This window comes from Ensifer sp. ENS02 (assembly GCF_014851885.1).
Classification (GTDB): Bacteria; Pseudomonadota; Alphaproteobacteria; order Rhizobiales; family Rhizobiaceae; genus Ensifer; species Ensifer adhaerens.
Genome location: NZ_JACVAO010000036.1, coordinates 1 through 20,060 on the forward strand (window position 1 = coordinate 1; position 20,060 = coordinate 20,060).

20 protein-coding genes and 1 pseudogene are annotated in these 20,060 nt (G+C 62.8%); 13 read left to right on the plus strand and 8 right to left on the minus strand.

From position 1 onward, the window contains the following. A partial coding sequence (locus tag IB262_RS34850; RefSeq protein ID WP_192494527.1) for a SulP family inorganic anion transporter occupies positions 1-1,147 on the plus strand: 1,147 nt, incomplete at its 5' end. Continuing rightward, the gene (gene ppk2, locus IB262_RS34855; RefSeq protein ID WP_034802000.1) at positions 1,134-1,988 is read left to right on the plus strand and encodes a polyphosphate kinase 2; all 855 of its coding nucleotides are present in this window, start codon (positions 1,134-1,136) and stop codon (positions 1,986-1,988) included. The genes IB262_RS34850 and ppk2, both read left to right, overlap by 14 nt. 96 nt (positions 1,989-2,084) lie before the next feature. Here the strand turns inward: ppk2 and IB262_RS34860 are convergent, their stop codons facing one another. The 4 genes from IB262_RS34860 to IB262_RS34875 form a co-directional block, all read right to left on the minus strand. Further along, positions 2,085-2,546 (minus strand): hypothetical protein, encoded by a 462-nt coding sequence (locus tag IB262_RS34860; protein WP_034802042.1) that lies wholly within the window; start codon positions 2,544-2,546, stop codon positions 2,085-2,087. A 366-nt stretch (positions 2,547-2,912) separates the two neighbouring features. After that, positions 2,913-4,796 (minus strand): patatin-like phospholipase family protein, encoded by a 1,884-nt coding sequence (locus IB262_RS34865; RefSeq protein ID WP_051659605.1) that lies wholly within the window; start codon positions 4,794-4,796, stop codon positions 2,913-2,915. Between the two features lie 274 nt (positions 4,797-5,070). Continuing rightward, entirely contained in the window at positions 5,071-5,607 is a 537-nt protein-coding gene (locus IB262_RS34870; RefSeq protein ID WP_034801997.1) for an MgtC/SapB family protein, read from the minus strand. Positions 5,608-5,723: 116 nt separating this feature from the next. Next, a complete protein-coding gene (locus tag IB262_RS34875; protein ID WP_051659607.1) occupies positions 5,724-6,125 on the minus strand; it encodes a pseudoazurin in 402 nt (133 codons plus the stop codon). 195 nt (positions 6,126-6,320) lie between these two features. Between IB262_RS34875 and IB262_RS34880 the strand changes: the two genes are divergently transcribed. From IB262_RS34880 to IB262_RS34900, 5 genes are all read left to right on the plus strand, one after another. After that, entirely contained in the window at positions 6,321-6,977 is a 657-nt protein-coding gene (locus IB262_RS34880; RefSeq protein WP_192494528.1) for a MarR family winged helix-turn-helix transcriptional regulator, read from the plus strand. A 212-nt stretch (positions 6,978-7,189) separates the two neighbouring features. Continuing rightward, positions 7,190-7,738, plus strand: a complete 549-nt coding sequence (locus IB262_RS34885) for a peroxidase-related enzyme (RefSeq protein ID WP_192494529.1) — start codon at positions 7,190-7,192, stop codon at positions 7,736-7,738. 62 nt (positions 7,739-7,800) lie between these two features. Continuing rightward, positions 7,801-8,355, plus strand: a complete 555-nt coding sequence (locus tag IB262_RS34890; RefSeq protein WP_192494530.1) for a TlpA disulfide reductase family protein — start codon at positions 7,801-7,803, stop codon at positions 8,353-8,355. A gap of 26 nt (positions 8,356-8,381) precedes the next feature. Further along, positions 8,382-9,089, plus strand: coding sequence for a glutamine amidotransferase (locus IB262_RS34895; protein ID WP_192494531.1), 708 nt, complete (start codon positions 8,382-8,384; stop codon positions 9,087-9,089). Next, complete coding sequence (locus tag IB262_RS34900; RefSeq protein WP_192494532.1) at positions 9,082-9,837, plus strand: MOSC domain-containing protein; 756 nt, start codon at positions 9,082-9,084, stop codon at positions 9,835-9,837. The genes IB262_RS34895 and IB262_RS34900 overlap by 8 nt, the downstream gene beginning before the upstream one ends. Here the strand turns inward: IB262_RS34900 and IB262_RS34905 are convergent. Together IB262_RS34905 and ssuD are read right to left on the minus strand one after the other, a co-directional pair. Next, positions 9,784-11,265 carry an FAD/NAD(P)-binding protein gene (locus tag IB262_RS34905; RefSeq protein ID WP_051659603.1) on the minus strand — a complete coding sequence of 494 codons (1,482 nt, stop codon included), beginning with the start codon at positions 11,263-11,265 and terminating at the stop codon, positions 9,784-9,786. The genes IB262_RS34900 and IB262_RS34905 overlap by 54 nt on opposite strands. Beyond that, a complete protein-coding gene (ssuD, locus tag IB262_RS34910) occupies positions 11,262-12,455 on the minus strand; it encodes an FMNH2-dependent alkanesulfonate monooxygenase (protein ID WP_060582210.1) in 1,194 nt (397 codons plus the stop codon). Before ssuD ends, IB262_RS34905 begins: the two co-directional genes overlap by 4 nt. Before the next feature lie 284 nt (positions 12,456-12,739). Between ssuD and IB262_RS34915 the strand changes: the two genes are divergently transcribed. The 4 genes from IB262_RS34915 (at position 12,740) to IB262_RS34930 (ending at position 16,078) form a co-directional block, all read left to right on the plus strand. Continuing rightward, a complete protein-coding gene (locus IB262_RS34915) occupies positions 12,740-13,192 on the plus strand; it encodes a flavin reductase family protein (protein ID WP_246802835.1) in 453 nt (150 codons plus the stop codon). Positions 13,193-13,359: 167 nt separating this feature from the next. Then, a complete protein-coding gene (tauA, locus tag IB262_RS34920; protein ID WP_159416017.1) occupies positions 13,360-14,367 on the plus strand; it encodes a taurine ABC transporter substrate-binding protein in 1,008 nt (335 codons plus the stop codon). A gap of 71 nt (positions 14,368-14,438) precedes the next feature. Next, positions 14,439-15,230, plus strand: coding sequence for an ABC transporter ATP-binding protein (locus IB262_RS34925; RefSeq protein WP_127890876.1), 792 nt, complete (start codon positions 14,439-14,441; stop codon positions 15,228-15,230). Next, positions 15,227-16,078 (plus strand): ABC transporter permease subunit, encoded by an 852-nt coding sequence (locus tag IB262_RS34930; protein WP_246802834.1) that lies wholly within the window; start codon positions 15,227-15,229, stop codon positions 16,076-16,078. Before IB262_RS34925 ends, IB262_RS34930 begins: the two co-directional genes overlap by 4 nt. A 10-nt stretch (positions 16,079-16,088) precedes the next feature. Here IB262_RS34930 and IB262_RS34935 read toward each other — a convergent pair whose 3' ends face one another. Together IB262_RS34935 and IB262_RS34940 are read right to left on the minus strand one after the other, a co-directional pair. Continuing rightward, the gene (locus tag IB262_RS34935; RefSeq protein WP_192494533.1) at positions 16,089-17,495 is read right to left on the minus strand and encodes an FAD/NAD(P)-binding protein; all 1,407 of its coding nucleotides are present in this window, start codon (positions 17,493-17,495) and stop codon (positions 16,089-16,091) included. A gap of 312 nt (positions 17,496-17,807) precedes the next feature. Continuing rightward, the gene (locus IB262_RS34940; RefSeq protein WP_192494534.1) at positions 17,808-18,413 is read right to left on the minus strand and encodes an alpha/beta hydrolase; all 606 of its coding nucleotides are present in this window, start codon (positions 18,411-18,413) and stop codon (positions 17,808-17,810) included. 418 nt (positions 18,414-18,831) lie between these two features. On the opposite strand from IB262_RS34940, the gene cysT reads away from it, so the two are divergent. Continuing rightward, the gene (gene cysT, locus IB262_RS34945; protein WP_064817029.1) at positions 18,832-19,692 is read left to right on the plus strand and encodes a sulfate ABC transporter permease subunit CysT; all 861 of its coding nucleotides are present in this window, start codon (positions 18,832-18,834) and stop codon (positions 19,690-19,692) included. Next, positions 19,682-20,060, plus strand: a pseudogene (cysW, locus tag IB262_RS34950) (sulfate/thiosulfate ABC transporter permease CysW); the annotation flags it as partial. The gene cysT and the pseudogene cysW, both read left to right, overlap by 11 nt.

Consider the following 20,060-nt stretch of genomic DNA (forward strand, 5'->3'; position numbering starts at 1 on the left):
AGGTCCTGTTATCGTCGTCTTCGTCGCGGTGTTGTTGTCATATCTCTTCGACTTCGAAGGGCGCGGCATGACGGTCGTCGGCAACATTCCCGACGGCTTGCCGACCTTCGTCCTGCCTCGTCTCGAGGGTCTGCCGATCGATGGATTGCTGACCGGCGGCGCGGCAATCTTCCTCGTCAGTTTCGGTTCCGGCGTCATCGCCGCGCGCAGCTTTGCGGCGCTCGGCGGCTACCGCGTCGATCCGAACCGTGAACTGAGCGGCTTCGGCGCCGCCAACATTGCGGCAGGACTGTTCGGGACGTTTCCGGTGACCGCCTCGGATTCACGCACGGCCGTGAACTTTGCCGTGGGTGGGCGTTCGCAGATCGCGAGCCTCGTTGCGGCAGGGACCCTGATGGTGGTGCTGCTCTTTCTTGGTGACGTCCTTCGCATTCTGCCGGTCGCCGCGCTCGGGGCGATCCTTGCGGCAACGGCGCTCAGCCTGATCGACATCGACGGCCTCAGACGGATCTGGACCGTCAACCGCATCGAGTTCATTTTCGCGCTGATTGCCCTTTGGGGACCGATCGGCCTCGGCGTGCTGAACGGCGTGGTCATCGCCATCGCTGCAACACTGGTCTACCTCATCTTGCAGACCATGTATCCGCACGACGCCATGCTGGGCCGCATCCCCGGGCGCGACGGCTTCTACAAGCTGCATCGCGTGACCGAGGCACGCCCGGTTCCAGGCTTCGGTGCCTGCATGGTTCAAGATAGTCTGCTTTTCTATAACGCCGATTACGTCCGCGAGCGCCTCGAGGTGATCGCCGAGAGCCTGCCGAAACCTACCCGCTGGCTGGTGATCGATGCGAGCGCCATCCCGCAAATCGACAGCACCGCCGCGGACATGCTTGGAGAGTTGCAGAGCGACCTGAAGAACCGCGGCGTCACGCTCGGCCTGGCCGAATTGCATACCGATGCGCGCGCCCTGCTCGAGCGCTCCGGAGTCGTCGAGAAGATCGGCCCGGGCATGATCTTCGAGGGAATGGAAGATGCGCTCGACGCTTACGAGACCAAGTACGGGCGGAACGACGGTCAGCCGACCGGTTCTGTCGAGATCAAGCCAGATGACCATGTCCGAACGGGAGGGAAAAATGGGCAAGCATGACGGCAAGAAGAAAAAGGGCAAAGACAAGAGCGAAGGCGAAATAGCCGATGACGCGACGACTTCGGACGACTCGTCATCCGAGGGCTATGCCAAGGAGCTCGCCCGGCTGCAGCAGGAAACCGCCCATCTGCAGGCCTGGGTGAAGAAAACAGGCGCGCGCATCGTCATCGTCTTCGAAGGCCGCGATGCGGCCGGCAAGGGCGGTGTGATCAAGCGGCTGACCGAGCGTGTCAGCCCACGCGTCTTCCGCGTGACCGCGCTGCCGGCGCCGACCGACCGCGAGAAGTCGCAGATCTACATGCAGCGCTATATCCAGCACCTGCCCGCCGCCGGCGAGATCGTGATCTTCGATCGCTCCTGGTACAACCGCCCCGGCGTCGAGCGCGTTATGGGTTTCTGCTCGGATGACAGTGCCCGACGCTTTCTCGAGCTCGCGCCGCGTTTCGAAGCGGCCATGGTCGAAAGCGGCATCATCCTGCTCAAATACTTCCTCGACGTCAGCGAGAAGGAGCAGGAAAAGCGCTTCCGGCAGCGCATTGCCGATCCGCTGCGCCAGTGGAAGCTCAGTCCGATGGACGTCGAATCCTATCGCCGCTGGTGGGATTATACCCGCGCCTACAACGAGATGATCCGTATGACGGACACCGATTTCGCGCCCTGGTGGATCGTACCGTCGGATGACAAGAAGCGTGCCCGCATCAACTGCATCTCGCACATTCTCTCGTCGATCCCATACGAGCGCGTGAAATTCTCGGAGCCCGATCTCGGCAAGCGCCAGAAACGACCGGATGACTTTGCTGCGGACGACCACGTGCGTAGAAACGTGCCCGACGTTTTATAAGACTGAAAAGCCCGCACCAAAGGTGCGGGCTTTGAACGCTTTCGATCGGGACGGGCCGCAGCGCGACAACGCGATGCGACGCCGGGACGGTCGTACTCAGGCTTTTTCGGGAGCCCAGTTCAAGAAGAACCCGACGTCACCGGGCACGCCACCCGGGAAGTTGATGATCATCGCCTTCAACTTGTAGCCACTTGGCTTGCCGAAGGCCTGATAGCGGTCAAAGAACTCTTTTGCTTTTCCCTGCAGCGTGTTTGGCCAATCCCGGTCGCCGCTGTTGATCGCGCGGCCGCTGTCGGTGCAAAGCTCGGACGGGAAGCTGTAGACCATCGCTTCGAACTTGCCGGCCTTCACGGCGTTCGCGACCAGCCGGCGAACGATGGCGATTTCCTCTTCCGTTACATGCTTCTTGAGAAAATCCGCGGCAAAGTCGGCGAGCTTTTGCTCTTCGATGGATTTTAGTCGCCGCTCCTTGTCCATCTCGTCCATTTCACGCTGGAGCATCTGCATTCTGAGGTCCTGTGCACTTGGAGGTGCGCCGGCATTCTTGTTGTCAGACATCACGTCGATCCACTTCAAGCAAATGGGCGCTCTGTGACGAAGCGATACACGGTTTCCGTGCATCACATGACCAGGGACGTCCCGCAGTTACATCCAAGGAAACCCAAATGGCAGTGCAATTCGGGGACGAAACATTTTCGAATGTGAGCCGCTATATCTCCGATGGCCCTCTATTCATTGGTCTTTTCACTGCAAAACGAAAGAACCGCGACTGGCTCTCCCGATGCAAGGCTATCCTAAAATACCACAACCGCAAGAGGACAGTGACAACTTAACAGGGGCGGCAAGATCAGTCGAAAATCCATGCGCATGCAAAGCACTCGCGGGCCTTACATAACGATCAGGCCACGGATGCCGGGGCGCATCCTAGAGCGCGGAATGCGCCTGCGCGCTGCCATGTGTTTCCGGCGAGCCATAGCGGGCCGGCAGGCCGCAAATGGCCTCCATCCTCGGGTCGTTCTCGCCAATACGCTCATCAATCCATGATTTCGCCCAATGATAGGCTTCGGCGAACAGTTCGGAGTGCCGGCTCCAATCCATAAAGCTGATCGCGGCTGAAACCGGCGGGGAAATCAGGATGTCCTTTTCCCCGAGAGCGATCTCCTGCGGCCGGTGCGCCAGCATGCTTGCGGCAATGACCTGGATCAGGTTGGGGATTTTCGGCAAGCCCGAGCGGCCGAAGGGGTTGAGCAACCGAACGGTCAGTTCGGACGCGCCGGGAATACTGTCATAGTCGATGTGTTGTTTTCCCGGACCGCCCCCACCCAGGCTCACGACGACGTTCGGCCCTGTCTTCAGTTCCTTCATCTGTTCCAGTGGCAGATTGTTCATGATCGCCCCGTCGACCAGCATGTCACCGTCGGCCGTGAAGAAGGGCGGCAGTATGCCGGGGATCGAGCCCGACGCCCTGACGGCCTGCCACAGTTTTCCGCGGCGATGGACATGCGCTTGCCCTGTGCTGAGATTGGTCGACAGCGCGAAAAATGGCAGCCAGAGGTCTTCGATAAGAACGTCGCCATATTCCGCCTGCAGGGTGCGGTCGAGCACCTTGTGATCCAGCAGCGCATATTGCGGCACGGTCAGGCGACGGAACGCGCGGCTGCGGACGAAGATCTCGTGCGTCCCACGATTGATCTCGTCGGCGTTCATGCCGCGGGCGAAGCCCGCCATCATCGCCGCTCCCGAACTGGTGCCTCCCAGATAGTCGAAGGAGGCGCCGGCCTCGATAAAAGCCTTGTGGACGCCAAGATGCGCGCATCCGAGCGAGCCCCCGCCGGCTGCGACAAAGCCCCTCGCCTGGCCGGCAATGAAGCGGACCAAACGCTCGACATCCTCAATGTCTTCGAGCGCCACGTGATGATGCTGCCGGAGTCCGGGGCGCTCGTTCAGCCAGCCGCTGGTGCCGACGACCGTTGCGGCGCGCTTGTCATGCACCAGAACGAGCCGCACGCTCGATGGCGAGTGCACTGACAGCGCCAGTTGCTCTGACGGGTTGAGTTTTGCAGAGCCGGACGGCTCGCCGACCAACAGGACACCATCGGCCTGGCGGATGCAGACACGCGTCCAGTCGCTTGGTTCGTCGTCGGTGATGTAGACGATGCCTCCGGTCTTGGCTTCCAATTGGTTGAGCCAGTCCAGCACCGGCTGATCATCGATCGGAACGCCGGGAAAGCGCTCTTCGATGTCGGCCCTCGCCAGGAAAGCCGTGCGCGTGGATCCGGAAAAAGCCTTGCGCAGTAGGTCGATGAAGCGGGGAGAAACCCGGCTGCTTCCGGCAGCAACAATTGCGAGCGTCCTTATCCGGCAGGCGCCCTTGGCATGCGGCGAAGCCGGTGCCTGCTTGGCAAACCGTCGCGCCAGAAACGTGGTGACCGATTGGCGCAGGCTCGGCAGGGCACTCGCCGCCTTTTCGAACTGGTGGTCACAGATCGAAAGAACAATGGAATCGCGAGCAGCAACGACCGTAGCCATGCGCGGCAGCCCGGCGAAGAAACCGACCTCGCCAACGAGTTCGCCCTGCCCTATCTCGGCAATAGGGTCAGAGACGTCATCCCGGTGGACGGTAAAGCGGCCGGACAGGACCACGAAAAACCGGTCCGACGGCTCGCCTTGGCGGACCAGGATCTCGCCGCGCCGCACGATGCCGCGATCGGAATTGGCGGCCAAGGCTTCCAACGCAGCCAATGACGTCTGGTCGAACATCAGGGTCTCCGACAACAGCTTGGCAGCAAGGGAACCGGTGGCGTCCATTGAACCTTCCTTGGAAACAGGCCGCTTACGAGCTTAGCCGTTTCGATCGGGATTGCCGAACACATTTCCTCGCCACGCCATATGGCGCAGGCGGCCTTCACCGGGTCATAAACAGATGGGCTCGCCCCTGAAGACACGATGGCGACGCCGGGTCGAGGGCGCCAGCGGGACACAACCTTTCTGTGCAGAATAGCATTGCGTTGCACCTAGCCTGAGACGGCAGGGTATTACCCTAAGACTCGAGACGGCGCTCAGGACTATCGCAAACCTATCGTTAGGCTTGCTTCTTGCCGCCCTCGTCGCTCGCCTTACCCTCCGGCTCCACGTCAGGCTTTTGGTGTCGCACGGCCTTGGCTTCGAAGTAGCCGATGATGGTGAGAACGGCGAAGGCGGAACCGACCGCCAGGCCGGCAACGATCCAATGGCCGAAGCCGACCGAAATGCCGATCGCGCCGGCAAGCCAGAGGCTGGCCCCGGTCGTCAGGCCCTGAACCTCGCCGCGAGACAAGACGATTGTGCCGGCTGCAAGAAAGGCGACACCGGCTGTGACCGCCTCCACCACGCGCAGAGGATCGATGCGGACGCGTTCGTCGAAGAAGCCGCCGAGGCGGACGCTTTCGATCGAGATGATGCCGAAGGTGCAGGCTGCGAGGCAGACGAGCATATGGGTCTTGAGGCCGGCTGGTCGTGCCTTGACCTCGCGCTCGAAGCCGATGACCGCGCCCATCAGCAGCGCTCCAAGAATGCGCGCAAAAATGACCGGATAGGGAATTTGCGATGGCGGGAACAATTCGGCAGTGATCTGATCCATGCGGAACCAACGCGAATGCTTCGCATTGGTTCCGCATGATGGCGCCCGCGCCTCACCCAGTGCGCAGACGCCAGGAGCGGCCTGTCCCCACCCCGCTCCGAAGCGCTAGAAGTCGCTTAGTTACCGAGCGCCGCGAGGGCTGCGTCCAGGCGTTCCTGAGCCTTCTTCGGGTTCTTCGCTCCCTTGACCGCTTCCAGGTTGGCCGGCGCATCGCCGACCTGAACGACGCCGACCATGCCCATGCCGTAGTGCGGCGTGCACTTTACGCCGTAGACGCCCGGCGCCGTGAAAGTCACCTTGTAGTTTTCATTGATCTTGCTTTTGAAGGCCTCGGCGCCATCGGGGATCATGCCCTTGATGGTTTCGACGTTATGTCCCTTGTCGGTCGGGATGAAGGTGACCGTGTCGCCAGGCGCAACCTTCAGCGACGCCGGCTCGAAAACCATCGCGCCGTCCTTGCCCTTGTTCAGCATGTGCACTTCGAAGTCCGCGGCGGCTGCCGGTGCGGCGACCAGCATTGCCGCGATCGCGATACCAAATCCGCTCTTGATTGCATTCAACATCGTCTTCTCCATTTGAGCGACCAGCCCGTGCTCGGGTTGTTCGAGAAGAGGATTAAGCCTAAGACGCCCCCTCCACTTTGATGCGCGTCAAATTCGCGCCGCTTTTTTGTCGGCATTGACAATACATAGGATTCCTATATTAATGACCACATGAGCAAGGAACCTGACACGACACCGCCCCTGATCGACCGTATCGGCGACGGCCTTTCCCGCGTAGCGACGGCCATGCGCACGGAGGCCTGGTCGAGTGCGGAAGCGATCGGCCTCAATCCGACGCAATTGCAGATCCTGACCTTCCTGGTTGCCCGTAGACGCAGCGGAATGCGGGTAAAACAGATCGCCGGCTATCTCGGCGTCAGCCAGCCGACGGCGACGGACTCGGTCAACGCGCTCTTGCGCAAGGGGCTGGTCGAGAAGCGGCCGGATCCGAGCGACGCGCGCGCCCTTTCGGTTGCCACCACGCCGGCCGGCGAGGACGCAGTGCGACAGGCGGGGCGGCTCGCATCGGCCACGGAGGATGCCATCGCTTCGCTTTCGAGGCTGGAGCAGCAGGATCTGCTCATGCATCTCGTCAAGATCATCCGTGGTCTGCAGGCGGCTGGCGCCATCCCGGAACAGCGCATGTGCGTCAACTGTCGATACTTCCGGGCGCATGTCTATGACGACCCGAAGGCACCGCATCACTGCGCGTTCGTCGATGCTGCGTTCGGACCGGCGGAACTGCGCGTCGATTGCGGCGAATACGAAACGGCAGAACCCGAAGCACAAAGGGCGGCCTGGCGCCTCTTCAATCGCGAGACGGTCTGATCATGCGAAACGATCCAGCCGCCGGCGCCAATGCCGGCGGTCCCGAAGGCGTCGCTAAGCCCCCCGGCGCCTCGCCATAAGCTTCACCATCGGAATTCGCGAGCGCTGTTTCCTGCGTCGCAAGCGGACAGACGATGATGTCGGCGCCGGTCCGACGACTGCCATCGGCGGACCGGCAATTTTCTCCCTCCAGCAAATAGAAAGAGAAAACCATGAGCAGAATTAATCTAGTCGACCCCGTTTCGGCAACTGGCCCCAGCGCCGAACTGCTTGGCGAAATCCGCTCCGCCTTCGGGGTAGCACCCAACATGTTCCGCGCCGTCGCCAATTCACCGGCGGCCCTTGCCAGCATGTGGGGCTCCTTCGGCGCGCTAGGCAAGGGACGCCTCGGCGCCAAACTCGGCGAGCAGATCGCCGTTGCCGTCGCGGATCGCAACGATTGCCACTATTGCCTGGCGGCGCACACCGCACTTGGCCGCAAGGCCGGCGCGACCGCCGAGGAGATGACGACAGCGCAGCACGGCAAGTCCTCCGATCCGAAGACGGCGGCGGCCCTTACCTTTGCTCAGAAGCTCGTCGAGGCGCGCGGACAGGTATCCGACGTGGATGTGCGCACCTTGCGCGACGCCGGCTTCGATGACGAGGACGTCGTCGAGATCATCGCGCATGTCGCGCTCAACCTGTTCACCAACTACATCAACGTCGCGCTTGCCGTTCCGGTCGACTTCCCCGGCGTGAAGCTCGTTCGCGAAGCCGCCTGATCCGCACATGTCGCAAAGGCCGGGCGACGAGCGTTCGCCCGGCCGTCTTGGAGATGAGAACAATGAACAGCAATCACAGGACCGCGGCTCCGGAACTCGCCGTTTCGACCTGGTTCAACACACAGGAACGTCCGAGCCTTGCGCAGCTTCGCGGCCGGGTCGTTTTCCTTCATGCGTTTCAGATGCTGTGCCCGGCCTGCGTTTCGCACGGACTGCCGCAGATGCAGCGCGTCCAGAGCATTTTTCGGGATACCGATCTTCAGGTCCTCGGCCTGCATTCGGTGTTCGAGCATCACGCGGTCATGACACCCGAGGCGCTGAAGGCTTTCATTCATGAGTATCGCCTGACCTTCCCGATCTCCGTCGACCAGCCTTCCGAGCAGGGACCGATACCGAAAACGATGGAGCGCTACGGCATGCGAGGCACGCCGACGGCAATCATCATCGGACGCGACGGTCATGTCGAACACCACCGCTTCGGCATCGAAGACGACATGGTCATCGGCGCGCGTCTTGCGACACTCCTTTCCGCCCCGATCCCCGATTTCAGCGGGGCCACCGCCACTTCAGCCGGGTGCACGAGCGAAGGATGCGTGCCCGACGCGCGTGCCGGATAGAACCTCTGAGCATGGGAGAACAGACGATGACGACCAGAATGGCACTCGCCCTCAGACATGTGCATTTCGAAGATCTCGGCAGCTTTGCCGGACCGCTGCGGGCGGCGGGATTCGCAATCGAGTACCGCGATGTCGGCGACGAAAATTACCTCTCTTTCGATCCGTTGGAGCCCGATCTCGTCATCGTGCTCGGCGGTCCGATCGGTGTCTATGAAGACGAGGCCTATCCCTTCATCGCCGGGGAAATCGCCATGCTTCAGGCACGTCTTGCCGGCAACCGGCCGACGCTCGGAATCTGCCTCGGCGCCCAGCTGATCGCCCGCGCGCTCGGTGCCCGCGTCTACCCTTCCGGCCTGAAGGAGATCGGGTTTTCGCCGCTGAGCCTTAGCGCCGCAGGCGAGGCCTCGGCTCTCCGCCATCTCGCCGACGTCTCCGTCCTGCATTGGCACGGTGACACCTACGACCTGCCGGCCAGCACTGACCTGCTGGCCTCGACATCGCTGATCGCGCAGCAAGGCTTCGCGCGCGGCAATACAGTGCTCGCCCTTCAGTTTCACCCGGAGGCCCAAGCCGGCTCGGCCTTTGAACGCTGGCTCGTCGGTCACGCCTGCGAACTGGCGACCGCCGGGCTCAGCGTGCCGGGCCTACGCGCCGACGCCCGACGTCACGGGCCTCGCCTGGAGGCGGCGGCCGCGTCGATGATCGGCGAATGGCTGGAGAACATCGATGGTTGAGCAGGCCCCGATTGCGCTCGACGCCCTGCTCATCGGCACCCTCACGCCGATCGACGACCGCGGAACCTTAAGCGGTATCGACAAACACCCGGCTCTCGGCCCGGTACATCTCGGCACAACCGGCTTTGCCGGCGACCATCAGGGTGATCTGAAGAGGCACGGTGGCCCGGATAAGGCCGTGCATCATTACCCGCGCGACCACTACGAGGCTTGGGTCAAGGATCTCGGAAGCGTAGCCAGGCTGGAGCAGCCGGGCGCCTTCGGCGAGAACATCTCGGCCTTGGGATTGACGGAAAGAGATGTCGCGGTCGGCGACCAGTTCCGCCTTGGTAAAGCCCTTCTCGAGGTGAGCCAGGGCCGGCAACCCTGCTGGAAGCTGAACCGCCGTTTCGATCTGCCGGATATGGCCCGCCGCGTCCAGCAGACCGGCCGAACGGGATGGTACTACCGGGTCATCGAAACCGGCTTGGTTTCGCCCGGTGAGCGGATGCAACTCGTCGAGCGGCGCTATCCCGAATGGACGATCGCCCGGCTGTGGCACTATCTCTATGTCGATACGCTCAACCGCGATGCCCTGTCCGAAATCGCCGATCTCGCCATCCTGCCCCCGAATTGGCGGGACTATGCAGCCAAGCGCCTGCAGACGCGGGCTGTCGAAGATTGGTCCCGCCGGCTCGACGGCGAGGCTCCGGCTTCAACGCCTGGCGGCGCCGTCGAGGGTCGTGACCAGTCGTTGCCGAACGGATGACGCCGACCTGCGGCGGGTGGCGGCCCTGTCCGGCCGCGCCAGCATCTCGGCGATCTCATCGGCAATGAAGATGGCGTGATCGTTGACCTGTGGCAGGCCCATGAGTTCGCCGAAGGTGCCGCGCGCCAGCGGCCCGGCAACGATCAGCGATCTCTCGGCCACGCCACTCGTCCCGATCGCCCGACTCGCCTCATCGCAGGCAAGCCCCAGTCCGACACTGTCTAGGCGCAGCCAGCCCTTCGACGCCAGATCCGCGAGCCAGTCCTGGCTGGAAAGAACACCCGTATGCGCCGGACCGGTCGTCACGACGCAGGCATCGAACAACAGGCGTTCCCGGATGCGCGTCTGCCGGTGACGGATATCGACCGCGATGACCTGACCGTAGCGCTCGACGCCTTCGATCGAAGCGCCGAGGACACGCAACTGTCCCGTCTCGATTGCCTGTCGGATCGCGTCATCGATCTGCGGCGCCACGCGGAACCGGTGGGCGTCCCAGAACGGTCGCAGGCGCTGCACGAGGCGGCGTCGCTCTGCAACCGGCAACGCCCGCCAGACTTGTCCGCCCTGGCTACGCAAGGCGTCGAAAACCGCATGCCAGCTGAGCCCCGCCAGAGCGGCCTGCCGCACCGCCAGGCGCACGCGTCGAAGCAGTTCGAGCGCGGTTCGCGCCGGGGTACCGACAAAATCACCGAAGGGTTCCTGCGCCCTTCCCGCGTGGCCTCGCGAACGAAGTCCGCGGCGCGACAGGGCGACGATCGAGCCGCGGTGGTCGGCGAGCCTCAGCGACGCAATCACGTCCGCCGCCGTCAGGCCGTTTCCAAGCACCAGAACGTGATCATCGGGACGAAGGCAGGTAAGAGACCCGGCGACCGTAGTGTCGGCGACGAAACGCGGGTGGCCTTCGAGCGCCTGTGCAACGCGCTTCGGCGCACAAGGCGAGGGATGCGTCGTGGCGATCACGACGATGTCGGCCAGCAGCTCCGTCCCAGCGTCGGAGGTCAGCTTCCAGCGCGCTCCACGCCGCTCGATGCGCGCGATGCGCTCGCGCCGGTGCACGACCTTGCCGCTCCGCACAAACGGCGCGACGAACGCGCCGACGTATCGCCCGAACACCGCCCGCCGCACATAAAGATGGCCATCGGCCGCCCTTGCGTCCGGGTCGCCGCGTGGCTCGCCGTGGGCCGCCAGCCAGTTCAAAAAATCGTCGGGATCATCAGGAACGAGGCTCATGCGGGCCGCAGGCACATTCGTGCGATGGGCGGGATTGCCGCTATCATAGGCAAGGCCGGCGCCGAGCCGGTCTCGCGGCTCGAAGACCACGATGGCGGCGCCGTCGCTGGCGGCATGGCGTGCAAGGTTCGCCGCGACCACTGCGCCGGTGAAGCCGCCGCCGACAATGGCAATGACCGGTCGCCGCACAGCTGTCACGACTGGGAGACCTTCAGCTTCGGGCGATGATCGCCGGCGATGGTTTCGCCGAACGGCCCGGTGTTGATCGACGTCTCGCGTGCCGGGATGGCGTGGGCCAGCGGCAGATGCGGCAGAACCAGTTCACCGAAGCGATAGGCCTCTTCGAGATGCGGGTAACCGGACAGGATAAAGCTGTCGATGCCGATTTGTCGGTATTCTTCCATGCGCGCCCTGACTTGATCGGGATCGCCGACGAGCGCCGTTCCTGCCCCTCCGCGCACCAGGCCGACGCCGGCCCAGAGATTGGGAGCAATTTCGAGCTTGTCACGGCGACCACCATGCAGGCGGCTCATGCGGCTCTGACCAACAGAATCCATGCGCTCGAACACCTTCTGTGCGGCAGCAATCGTGTCGTCATCCACATATTGTATCAGTTCGTCGGCGGCCTGCCACGCTTCCTTTGCGGTTTCGCGAACGATCACATGAAGGCGGATGCCGAAGGTAACGTCCCTGCCCTCGGCTTCGGCCAGGGCGCGCACTTCGGCGATCTTGCGGGCAACGTCCTCGACCGGCTCGCCCCAGGTCAGGTACTTGTCGATCGTACGCGCTGCCACCTCCTGGCCCTTGCCGGAGGAGCCGCCGAAATAAAGCGGCGGGTGGGGCTGCTGTACGCACGGAAACAGGAGCTTCCCGCCTTCGATATCGAAGTGGTTCCCCTTGAAATCGACCTCTTCTCCGCGAAGCACGGCCTTGTAGATGTTCAGGAATTCCTCGGTCACCTCGTAGCGTTCGCCATGCGCGAGATGTATGCCGTCGCCCTTGTTTTCGATCGGATCGCCGCCGGTAACGACGTTGATCAGCAGCCGTCCGCCCGAGAGACGGTCCAGCGTGGCCGTCATGCGTGCCGCGAGCGTGGGCGAAAGCAGGCCGGGCCGAACCGCGATCAGGAACCGCAACTTTTCAGTGAGCGGCGCCAGCGCCGAAGCGACCACCCAACTGTCCTCGCAACTCCGCCCCGTCGGGATGAGCACGCCATAGTAGCCGAGCGTATCGGCGGCCTGCGCGACCTGCTTGAGATAATTGAGGTCCACGTTTCGGCCGCCGCGCGTGGTTCCGAGATAGCGGCTATCGCCGTGGGTCGGCAGAAACCAGAGCACATTGATCTTTTCGGGGATCTTCTCGGGGATTTCGTTGGGCACAATTCCCATTCGCGCAAGCCTCCTCGCAGGTTCCTTCGGAGGCACGCAAGAGCGTCCCTCGATTGCCAAAAAGCATAAACTCTATAAAATTTATTGACAATAAGAATTCGGACGATCATCCTTGATGTGAGGAAAAATTTTTCCCGCATCAGCCGTGAGCGACCGGGAATTAGATTAAATTTTTCGAGGATTTGGCCATGACCATTGCGCTTGCCGCTTCTCCCACATTCGATGCCATCGTTCCGACCGCCAATGGTTACGGGTCGATCACCACGCCGGCGCTGAAGGCGGCCATGCGCAACTTCTCAGGTGGCGTCTCCGTCATCACCGCAGGGATAGGCGAAGAGCGTACCGGCGCCACCGTGACCTCCGCAACCGCGCTCGCCGTCGATCCGCCGACCATGATCGTCAACATCAACCGCACTTCCTCCACCTGGCCGGTCATCGAGCGCTACCGGCATTTCTGCGTCAACCTTCTGTCGCGCGAACAGCAAAGGGTCGCCGAGCGTTTCTCCGGTGTCGATGGCACCAAGGGCGCCGCTCGCTACGATGGCGCCGAATGGGTCCGGCTTGCCAGCGGCGCGTCGGCGCTTGCCGGCGCGCTTGCCGCTATCGATTGCGAGGTCGAGGAGATCATCGAGCGCCATAGCCATGCGATCATCCTCGGTCGGGTGGTGGCGATTACCGCGGGGACCGGCGAACCGATCGTCTACCACAACGGCCGCTACGGCGGCGTGCAGTTCTGACGCTCCTTTCCACGCATGGCACAGAGCGCTGCCACGGATCTCAAATTTGGAATGGGCTCTCTGCAAAGCCACAAAAAGCGGAATAATTTATCTACATAAAATCCATGCTTTTAATCAACATAATGTCAGGACTTCCCGAGGAAGCCGCAACCGTTGAGGAGCATACGATGACGATCCGCAGACGCACCCTTCTTGCCGCCAGTGCCGCCCTCTTGGCGGCGAGCCAGCTTTCCCTTCCAGCCCATGCGGACGAAACGACGCTGACCATCGGCTACCAGCCCATCGTCGAGCCGTCGCGCGTGCCGCAGGCAGACGGGACCTATGAGAAGGTGACCGGCGCCAAGATCACCTGGCAGAAATTCGACGGTGGCGCAGACGTGATTGCGGCACTTGCATCCGGGTCGATCGACATCGGCTATGTCGGATCCTCGCCGCTGGCCGCCGCCGCGAGCCGCCAAATTCCGCTCGAAACAATCTTCGTCGTCGGCCTGATCAGCGACGCAGAGGCGCTGGCCGTCAAGGGGATCGACAAGCCGGAAAAGCTTGCCGGCAAGAAGATTGCAACGCCCTTCGTCTCGACAGCGCATTACAGCCTGCTCACCGCCTTGAAACACTGGAACATTGACCCGAAGGCGGTTGAAATCCTCAACCTCCGGCCACCGGAGATCGCGGCTGCATGGCAGCGCGGTGATATCGATGGCGCCTATGTCTGGGATCCGGTTCTCTCCGAAATCAAGAAGACCGCGACCGTGCTTGCGACATCGAGCGACGTCGCGAAATGGGGCGGCCCGACCTTCGACGCCTGGATCGTCAGCAAGAAGTTTGCCGAGGAACATCCTGAAATCGTCACCGGCTTCGTCAAGGTGACCGGTGACGCCTATGCGGACTACCGCGCCAAGCCGGAGGCCTGGAGCGCGGGCTCGCCGCAGGCCGAGAAGATCGCACGGCTCACCGGTGCAAAGCCCGAGGAAGTGCCGAACCTGCTAAAGGGCTATTACTTCCCTTCGCTCGAAGAGCAGGCGAGCGCTGATCTTCTCGGCGGCGCGACCGTCAAGGCGATCGCCCAGACCTCGGCCTTCCTGCTCGAACAGGGCAAGATCCCGGCAGTCCTCCCCGACTACGCGCCCTACGTTTCCGCCCGCTGGGCGCAGGAAGCGGCAAAGCTCTCGTTCTGACGTTCACTCAATTGCTGCCCGCCCGGATGAAATCTTCGGGCGGGCGCACTGCGCCATGCCAGGAGAACAGCATGTCCGTCCTCTCGCTTGAGAATGTCACATTGCGATACGCGGCCGATGCCGGCCGGAAGACGCCGGTGCTTGCATCGATCGATCTGTCGATCGACCACGACGAGTTCGTTGTCGTCATCGGCCGCTCCGGCTCCGGCAAGACCAGCCTTCTCAATCTTGCTGCTGGCTTCGTGAAACCAAGCAGCGGCCGCGTTCGGCTCGATGGCGCGCCGGTCGCCGGCCCAGGGGCAGAGCGCGCCGTCGTGTTCCAGGACGATGCGCTCTATCCGTGGCTGACTGCCCTCGACAATGTCGCCTTTCCCCTGCGCCTGCGCGGTTTTTCCAAGGCGGATCGGCTGGTGCGGGCGCGAACCCTTCTCGATCAGGTCGGGCTCAGCGATGCAGCCGAGCGGCATGTCTGGGAACTGTCGGGCGGCATGCGCCAGCGTGTCGGCATTGCCCGTGCGCTCGCCTCCAGCCCGAAGTTTCTGTTGATGGACGAGCCGCTCGGCGCGCTCGACGCGCTGACCCGCAGCCGTATGCAGGGCTTTCTTCTGGACATATGGCAACAGAATAGAGTCGGCGCCCTCCTGATAACCCACAGCATCGAGGAGGCGCTGCTGCTGGCAACGCGGGTTATCGTGCTTGCCCCCAACCCCGGCCGGATCACCAGCGAAATCTACACGACCTTCGGCCGCGATCACCTCGCAGGGACACCGCTTTCGGAAATCCGCAGCTCAGCCGCCTTTCGCCGCCTGCAGGACGAATTGACCGTGCTCATCCATGCCGAAGAAGAAGGAATTGCCGCATGAGCATCTCGGTTGAAGGCCTGCCGCCTATCATGCCGACGGAACGCCACCTAGACGAGCAAGCGGAACAGAGCGCCGACCGACCACCATTGCCGCTTGTCTGGATTTCGCTCGCGACCATTACGGCACTGCTTTTCCTCTGGAGCCTTGCCTCCAGCTATGGTTTCGTCTCGCCGCTGTTCCTGCCGTCACCGGTTGCCGTCTACCAGGCACTCCGGAGCCTTGCCATCACCGGTTTTGTCGATGCGACGCTCGCTGAGCACGTCGGCGCCAGCCTGCTGCGGATATTCGGCGCGCTTGCCGTCGCCCTCGTCGCCGGCATTCCCGCCGGCCTTGCCATCGGAGCGAGCCGTCTCGGCAAAGGCATCCTCGATCCGATCGTCGAATTCTTGCGACCGCTGCCGCCGCTTGCCTATCTTCCCCTGGTGATCATCTGGCTCGGCATCGGCGAAGCGTCGAAGATTGCGGTGATTGCACTGGCGATGTTACCGCCGGTCATCCTTTCGACGGCAACGGGCGTCCGTTCCGCGTCGGCCGATCACGTCAATGCGGCGCGCTCCTTCGGCGCGTCGCGGCTGCAGGTGCTGCGCCATGTCATCGTGCCGAGCGCCCTGCCCTCGATCCTCACGGGAACCCGTATCGCGCTCGGCGCCGGGTGGTCGACGCTGGTGGCGGCCGAACTCGTCGCCGCAACTCGCGGCCTCGGTTTCATGATCCAGTCCGCCGCCCAGTTCCTTGTGACCGACGTGGTCATCGCCGGCATCGTCGTGATCGCCGCTGTCGCCTTCCTGTTCGAATTGGCGGCACGCCTCATCGAGCGCTGGCTGGTGCCCTGGGCAACGCGGCGTTAAGCGGCAAGCCTTAGCCAGTCTTCAGAGTGACCCGGTTCCGGGTTGCGATCAGTCGCGCCGCGGCATAGGTCTGCGTGACGATCTCCGGCACGAGATCGATGTCGGGCAGGCTGCCAACACCGAGCGGCCCGATTGCGTAGAGATCGCGCGTCGGGCCTCCGCCCGCGAGCACTTCGCCCGCCGGGCTGACGGCAATGCCGAGATCGAGTTCGTCGGGCTCGGCAAGGCCGCCGGAAAAAAGGCTCTGCATCAACGGCGCCTGAAGATCGGGCGCCGAACAACGACAGTCGATCACCTGGTCGGCTGACAGCAGCGTCTCCTGGCTTTCACCGGCAAAGCGCACCATCAACCCTTCCGGACGGCGCCGGCCGGCCCAACCCTTGCGTAACACGGTCCGCTCGCTGGCAAGCTCCTGCCGGAGACGCAGGTAGAGGGGTGCCGGCAGGCGATTGCGGTGGCTGTCGTAGATCGACCGCAGGTGCCGGTTAAAGCGATGTTTTTCTTCCTCAGGCAGCGCCTGCCACAAGGACCGCGCCCGTCGACGCAGGCCGTTCATGGCCGCCTGCCAGCCGAGCCCTGCTCCTTCTGCCTCGGCACAGGCCTGCCGGACGAAGCGAACGATCTCGCCGAGCCGCGTCGGCATCGGCTCGACCGGAAATGTCGGCGCTGCCGAAAGACGGGTATGCGGCTGCGGCAGGAAACCATGGCGGGAGAGGATGGTGACCTCGCCGGCAAAGCCGTTATCGCGAAGCTGCAGCAGGCGGTCGACCACCCGGACTCCGCTACCGAGCAGCACCGTGTGGCGCGGCACGACGAGACGACGGGCGCGCACCAGTGGCTTTTCCTCGTCGGCAACTTCCATCTCGCCGCGACGCAGACCAAAACCAGTCGCCAGCACAACGGCGTCGCATTCCACCGTCGCGTTCTCCTGCACCACGAGAAAGCGCCCATTGGCTTGCTTGCGAAGACCAAGCACCGCCTGACAGGAGAGCTGCATCGAAATATCCGGCCGGCGCGTCAGCGCCTCGGAGAAGCGCTGGTAAACATAGTCGCTGAAGATGCTCTTCGGCACGAAGATCTGCTGGAACCCGGGAATGGCGGCCGGCACGGCGGCGCGAAACTCGGCATTGGCCGAGAGCCAGTCGTTGAAGTCTTCGGGCTGACCGGCGGCCACCGAAAGGTCGCGAACGCGGCTGTTGAGGATTTCGCCGCTCTGGGCGGCCGCCAGGACCTGCCCGCCGCTGATCGTCGGTTGCGGGTCGAAGAGATGGACGTGAAAGGCGGCCCGCACAGACTTCATCAGGGCGATAGCCATCATTACACCGGAAAAACCGCGGCCGACGATGGCGATATGCGGCTTGCCCTTGGAACCCATTTCCGTCGGAGACGTCTTGGCAAACAATCCATGGACAGTCATGTGCACTCTCCTATGGCCGGCCCCGCCGGCAAAGTTTGAAATGCATGGCTGTTTCGGTCCTCAACGCAGACACCGACCGAATTGTGAGGGTATCGGCGACCATCTGCAGGGTCGCGAGAAGATATCGTCCGCCGCAAGGACGGTCGAGCCCGTATGTCCTATCCCGGCTGGCCTGGCACCTTGGCGCATGCGCATCCCTAGACGGTATACTCTATAAACTTTGTGCGTTATTAGAGCGCGAAACGGCGCCGACATCAAGGGCCGTGTGACACGACCACGCAAAGCGGTCTCCGTCGCCATGCTCTGGAACGTTCAAGCCACGCCGTTTGGCAAGGGTAACTGCTCTGAGAATTCGCCCGGCTGCGCACGTGCAAACTCCCGACGAGAAATCCCGTTCAACACCCTCAATAGGTCATAGCCATGCGACCAGCGGCCAAAACCACTGGCAATGTTGATGTGCCCGGCATGGCCAAGATCGACGAGGCGGCTCCCCCAGCGGATCGAAAAATGACGCAGGCGGTCGAAAGACATATAGGGGTCGTTCAGGCTGCCGACGACGAGGCTCGAAAAAGGCAAGGGCAGGTCGGGCATCGACCCGAAATCGATGGCACCCGGATGAAGCCGATCGGTCGGACCGAGATCGCACGGCGCGACGAGCAAGGCGCTGCGCACCTGCCGGGCGAGCGGGCGCCGCACGAGATTGGCGACCAGAAGGCAGCCGAGGCTGTGGGCCACGAGGTCGACTGTTCCATGCCGGAAGATCTCGTGTTCGAGCCTGTCGCGCCAAAGATCGAGCCTCGGGCGATCCCAATCGTCCTGTTCGACAAGAACCGCCTGCGGATTGTCATTGAGCCAATGGCGCTGCCAGTGGCCGCTGCCCGATCCGAACAGCCCGGGAATGATGAGCGTTGTTGCCATGACATCAGCCGCTTACAAGAATGTTTCGAAGTAACGGCCGCGCATTCTGCCGCGCCCGATTCATGGCTTGATTATGGAAGAGCGGGACACAGCGCGTAAGCAAGGAACATTCAATATCTATAAATTCTATAGCATAACTTTTCATCTGCATCGTTTGCCTTCCATCATTTTAGATGTCAGGCATGGAACAAAGTTGGCAGCAGAGTGTTTCTTGAGACGCGGTCAGAAGCGAAAATCAGTTTCCCTTCCGGCCGCCGAAGCGTCAAAAATTTGCGTTGTTGGAGCCCATGAAATTGGTAGTTTGGCGCCGAAAGATACCGGCGCTCGAACAAGCCGGCCAACCGGCGGTTTGAAGATCGGTTTGGATGAGGGGATAGCGCAGCCGCTCGCGGCTGCGGGGCTAAGAGGTGACCGAAAGGTGACGGAGCGACGCAATGGGAACCGGTGGCGATTTCGCCAGCCGAGTGTTTTGCCTGGATTTGGATTGTCGCTCGGGATCACGCTGAGCTGGCTGGTTCTGATCGTGTTGATCCCGTTGTCGGGTCTGGTGTTTCGCGCCAGCGGGCTCGGCTGGGCGCAGTTCGTGGCGCTGGCGCTTGATCCGCGCACGCTCAATGCCTTGAAGATCTCCTTCGGCACGGCCTTTATCGCTGCCGTTATCAATCTCGTCTTCGGCGTCATCCTCGCCTGGGTATTGGTGCGCTACCGGTTCCCCGGCAAGCGGGTGATCGACGCCATGGTCGACCTGCCGTTTGCGCTGCCGACCGCGGTTGCCGGCATTGCGCTGACGACGCTCTATGCCCCGAACGGCTGGATCGGCCAGTTCCTGGAACCACTTGGCCTCAAGATCGCCTTCACTCCGGCCGGCATCGTCATCGCCCTGATCTTCGTCGGCCTGCCCTTCGTGGTCAGGACCGTGCAGCCGATCATGGAGGAGATCGACAAGGAAGTGGAGGAAGCTGCAGCCACCCTTGGCGCCAGCCGCTTCCAGACGATCAGCCGGGTATTGCTGCCGGGGTTACTGCCGGCCGGGCTCACCGGCTTTGCGCTCGCCTTTGCCCGCGGTGTCGGCGAATACGGCTCGGTGATCTTCATCGCTGGCAACCTGCCCTATGTCTCCGAGATCGCGCCGCTGCTGATCGTCATCCGGCTCGAAGAGTTCAACTATGCGGCTGCGACAGCAATTGCCGCGGTCATGCTGGCGATCTCGTTTGCCATGCTGCTCCTCATCAACTCGATCCAGGCCTGGAGCCGGCGGAGATATGTCTATGTCGCATGACCTGACCGCCGCCTCAGCACCCAGTCCCGGTCTCAGTCCGGCCTCCGGCCCTCGCGCCGCCCTGCCGGAACTGGCCGCCGCCACCTCCGAAAGCCGCTTTGCCCGGCTGACGCTGACGATCACGGCGCTCGCCTTCGTCGCACTGTTTTTGCTTTTGCCGCTCGCCGCCGTCTTTACCGAGGCGCTGCGCAAGGGCGTGACGGAATTCGTGCTGGCCCTTGGCGATGCCGAAACCTTTTCGGCCATCCGCCTGACGCTGATCGTCGCCGCCATCGCCGTGCCGCTCAACCTCGTCTTCGGCGTGGCCGCCGCCTGGGCGATCGCCAAGTTCGAGTTCAAGGGCAAGGCCTTCCTGACGACGCTGATCG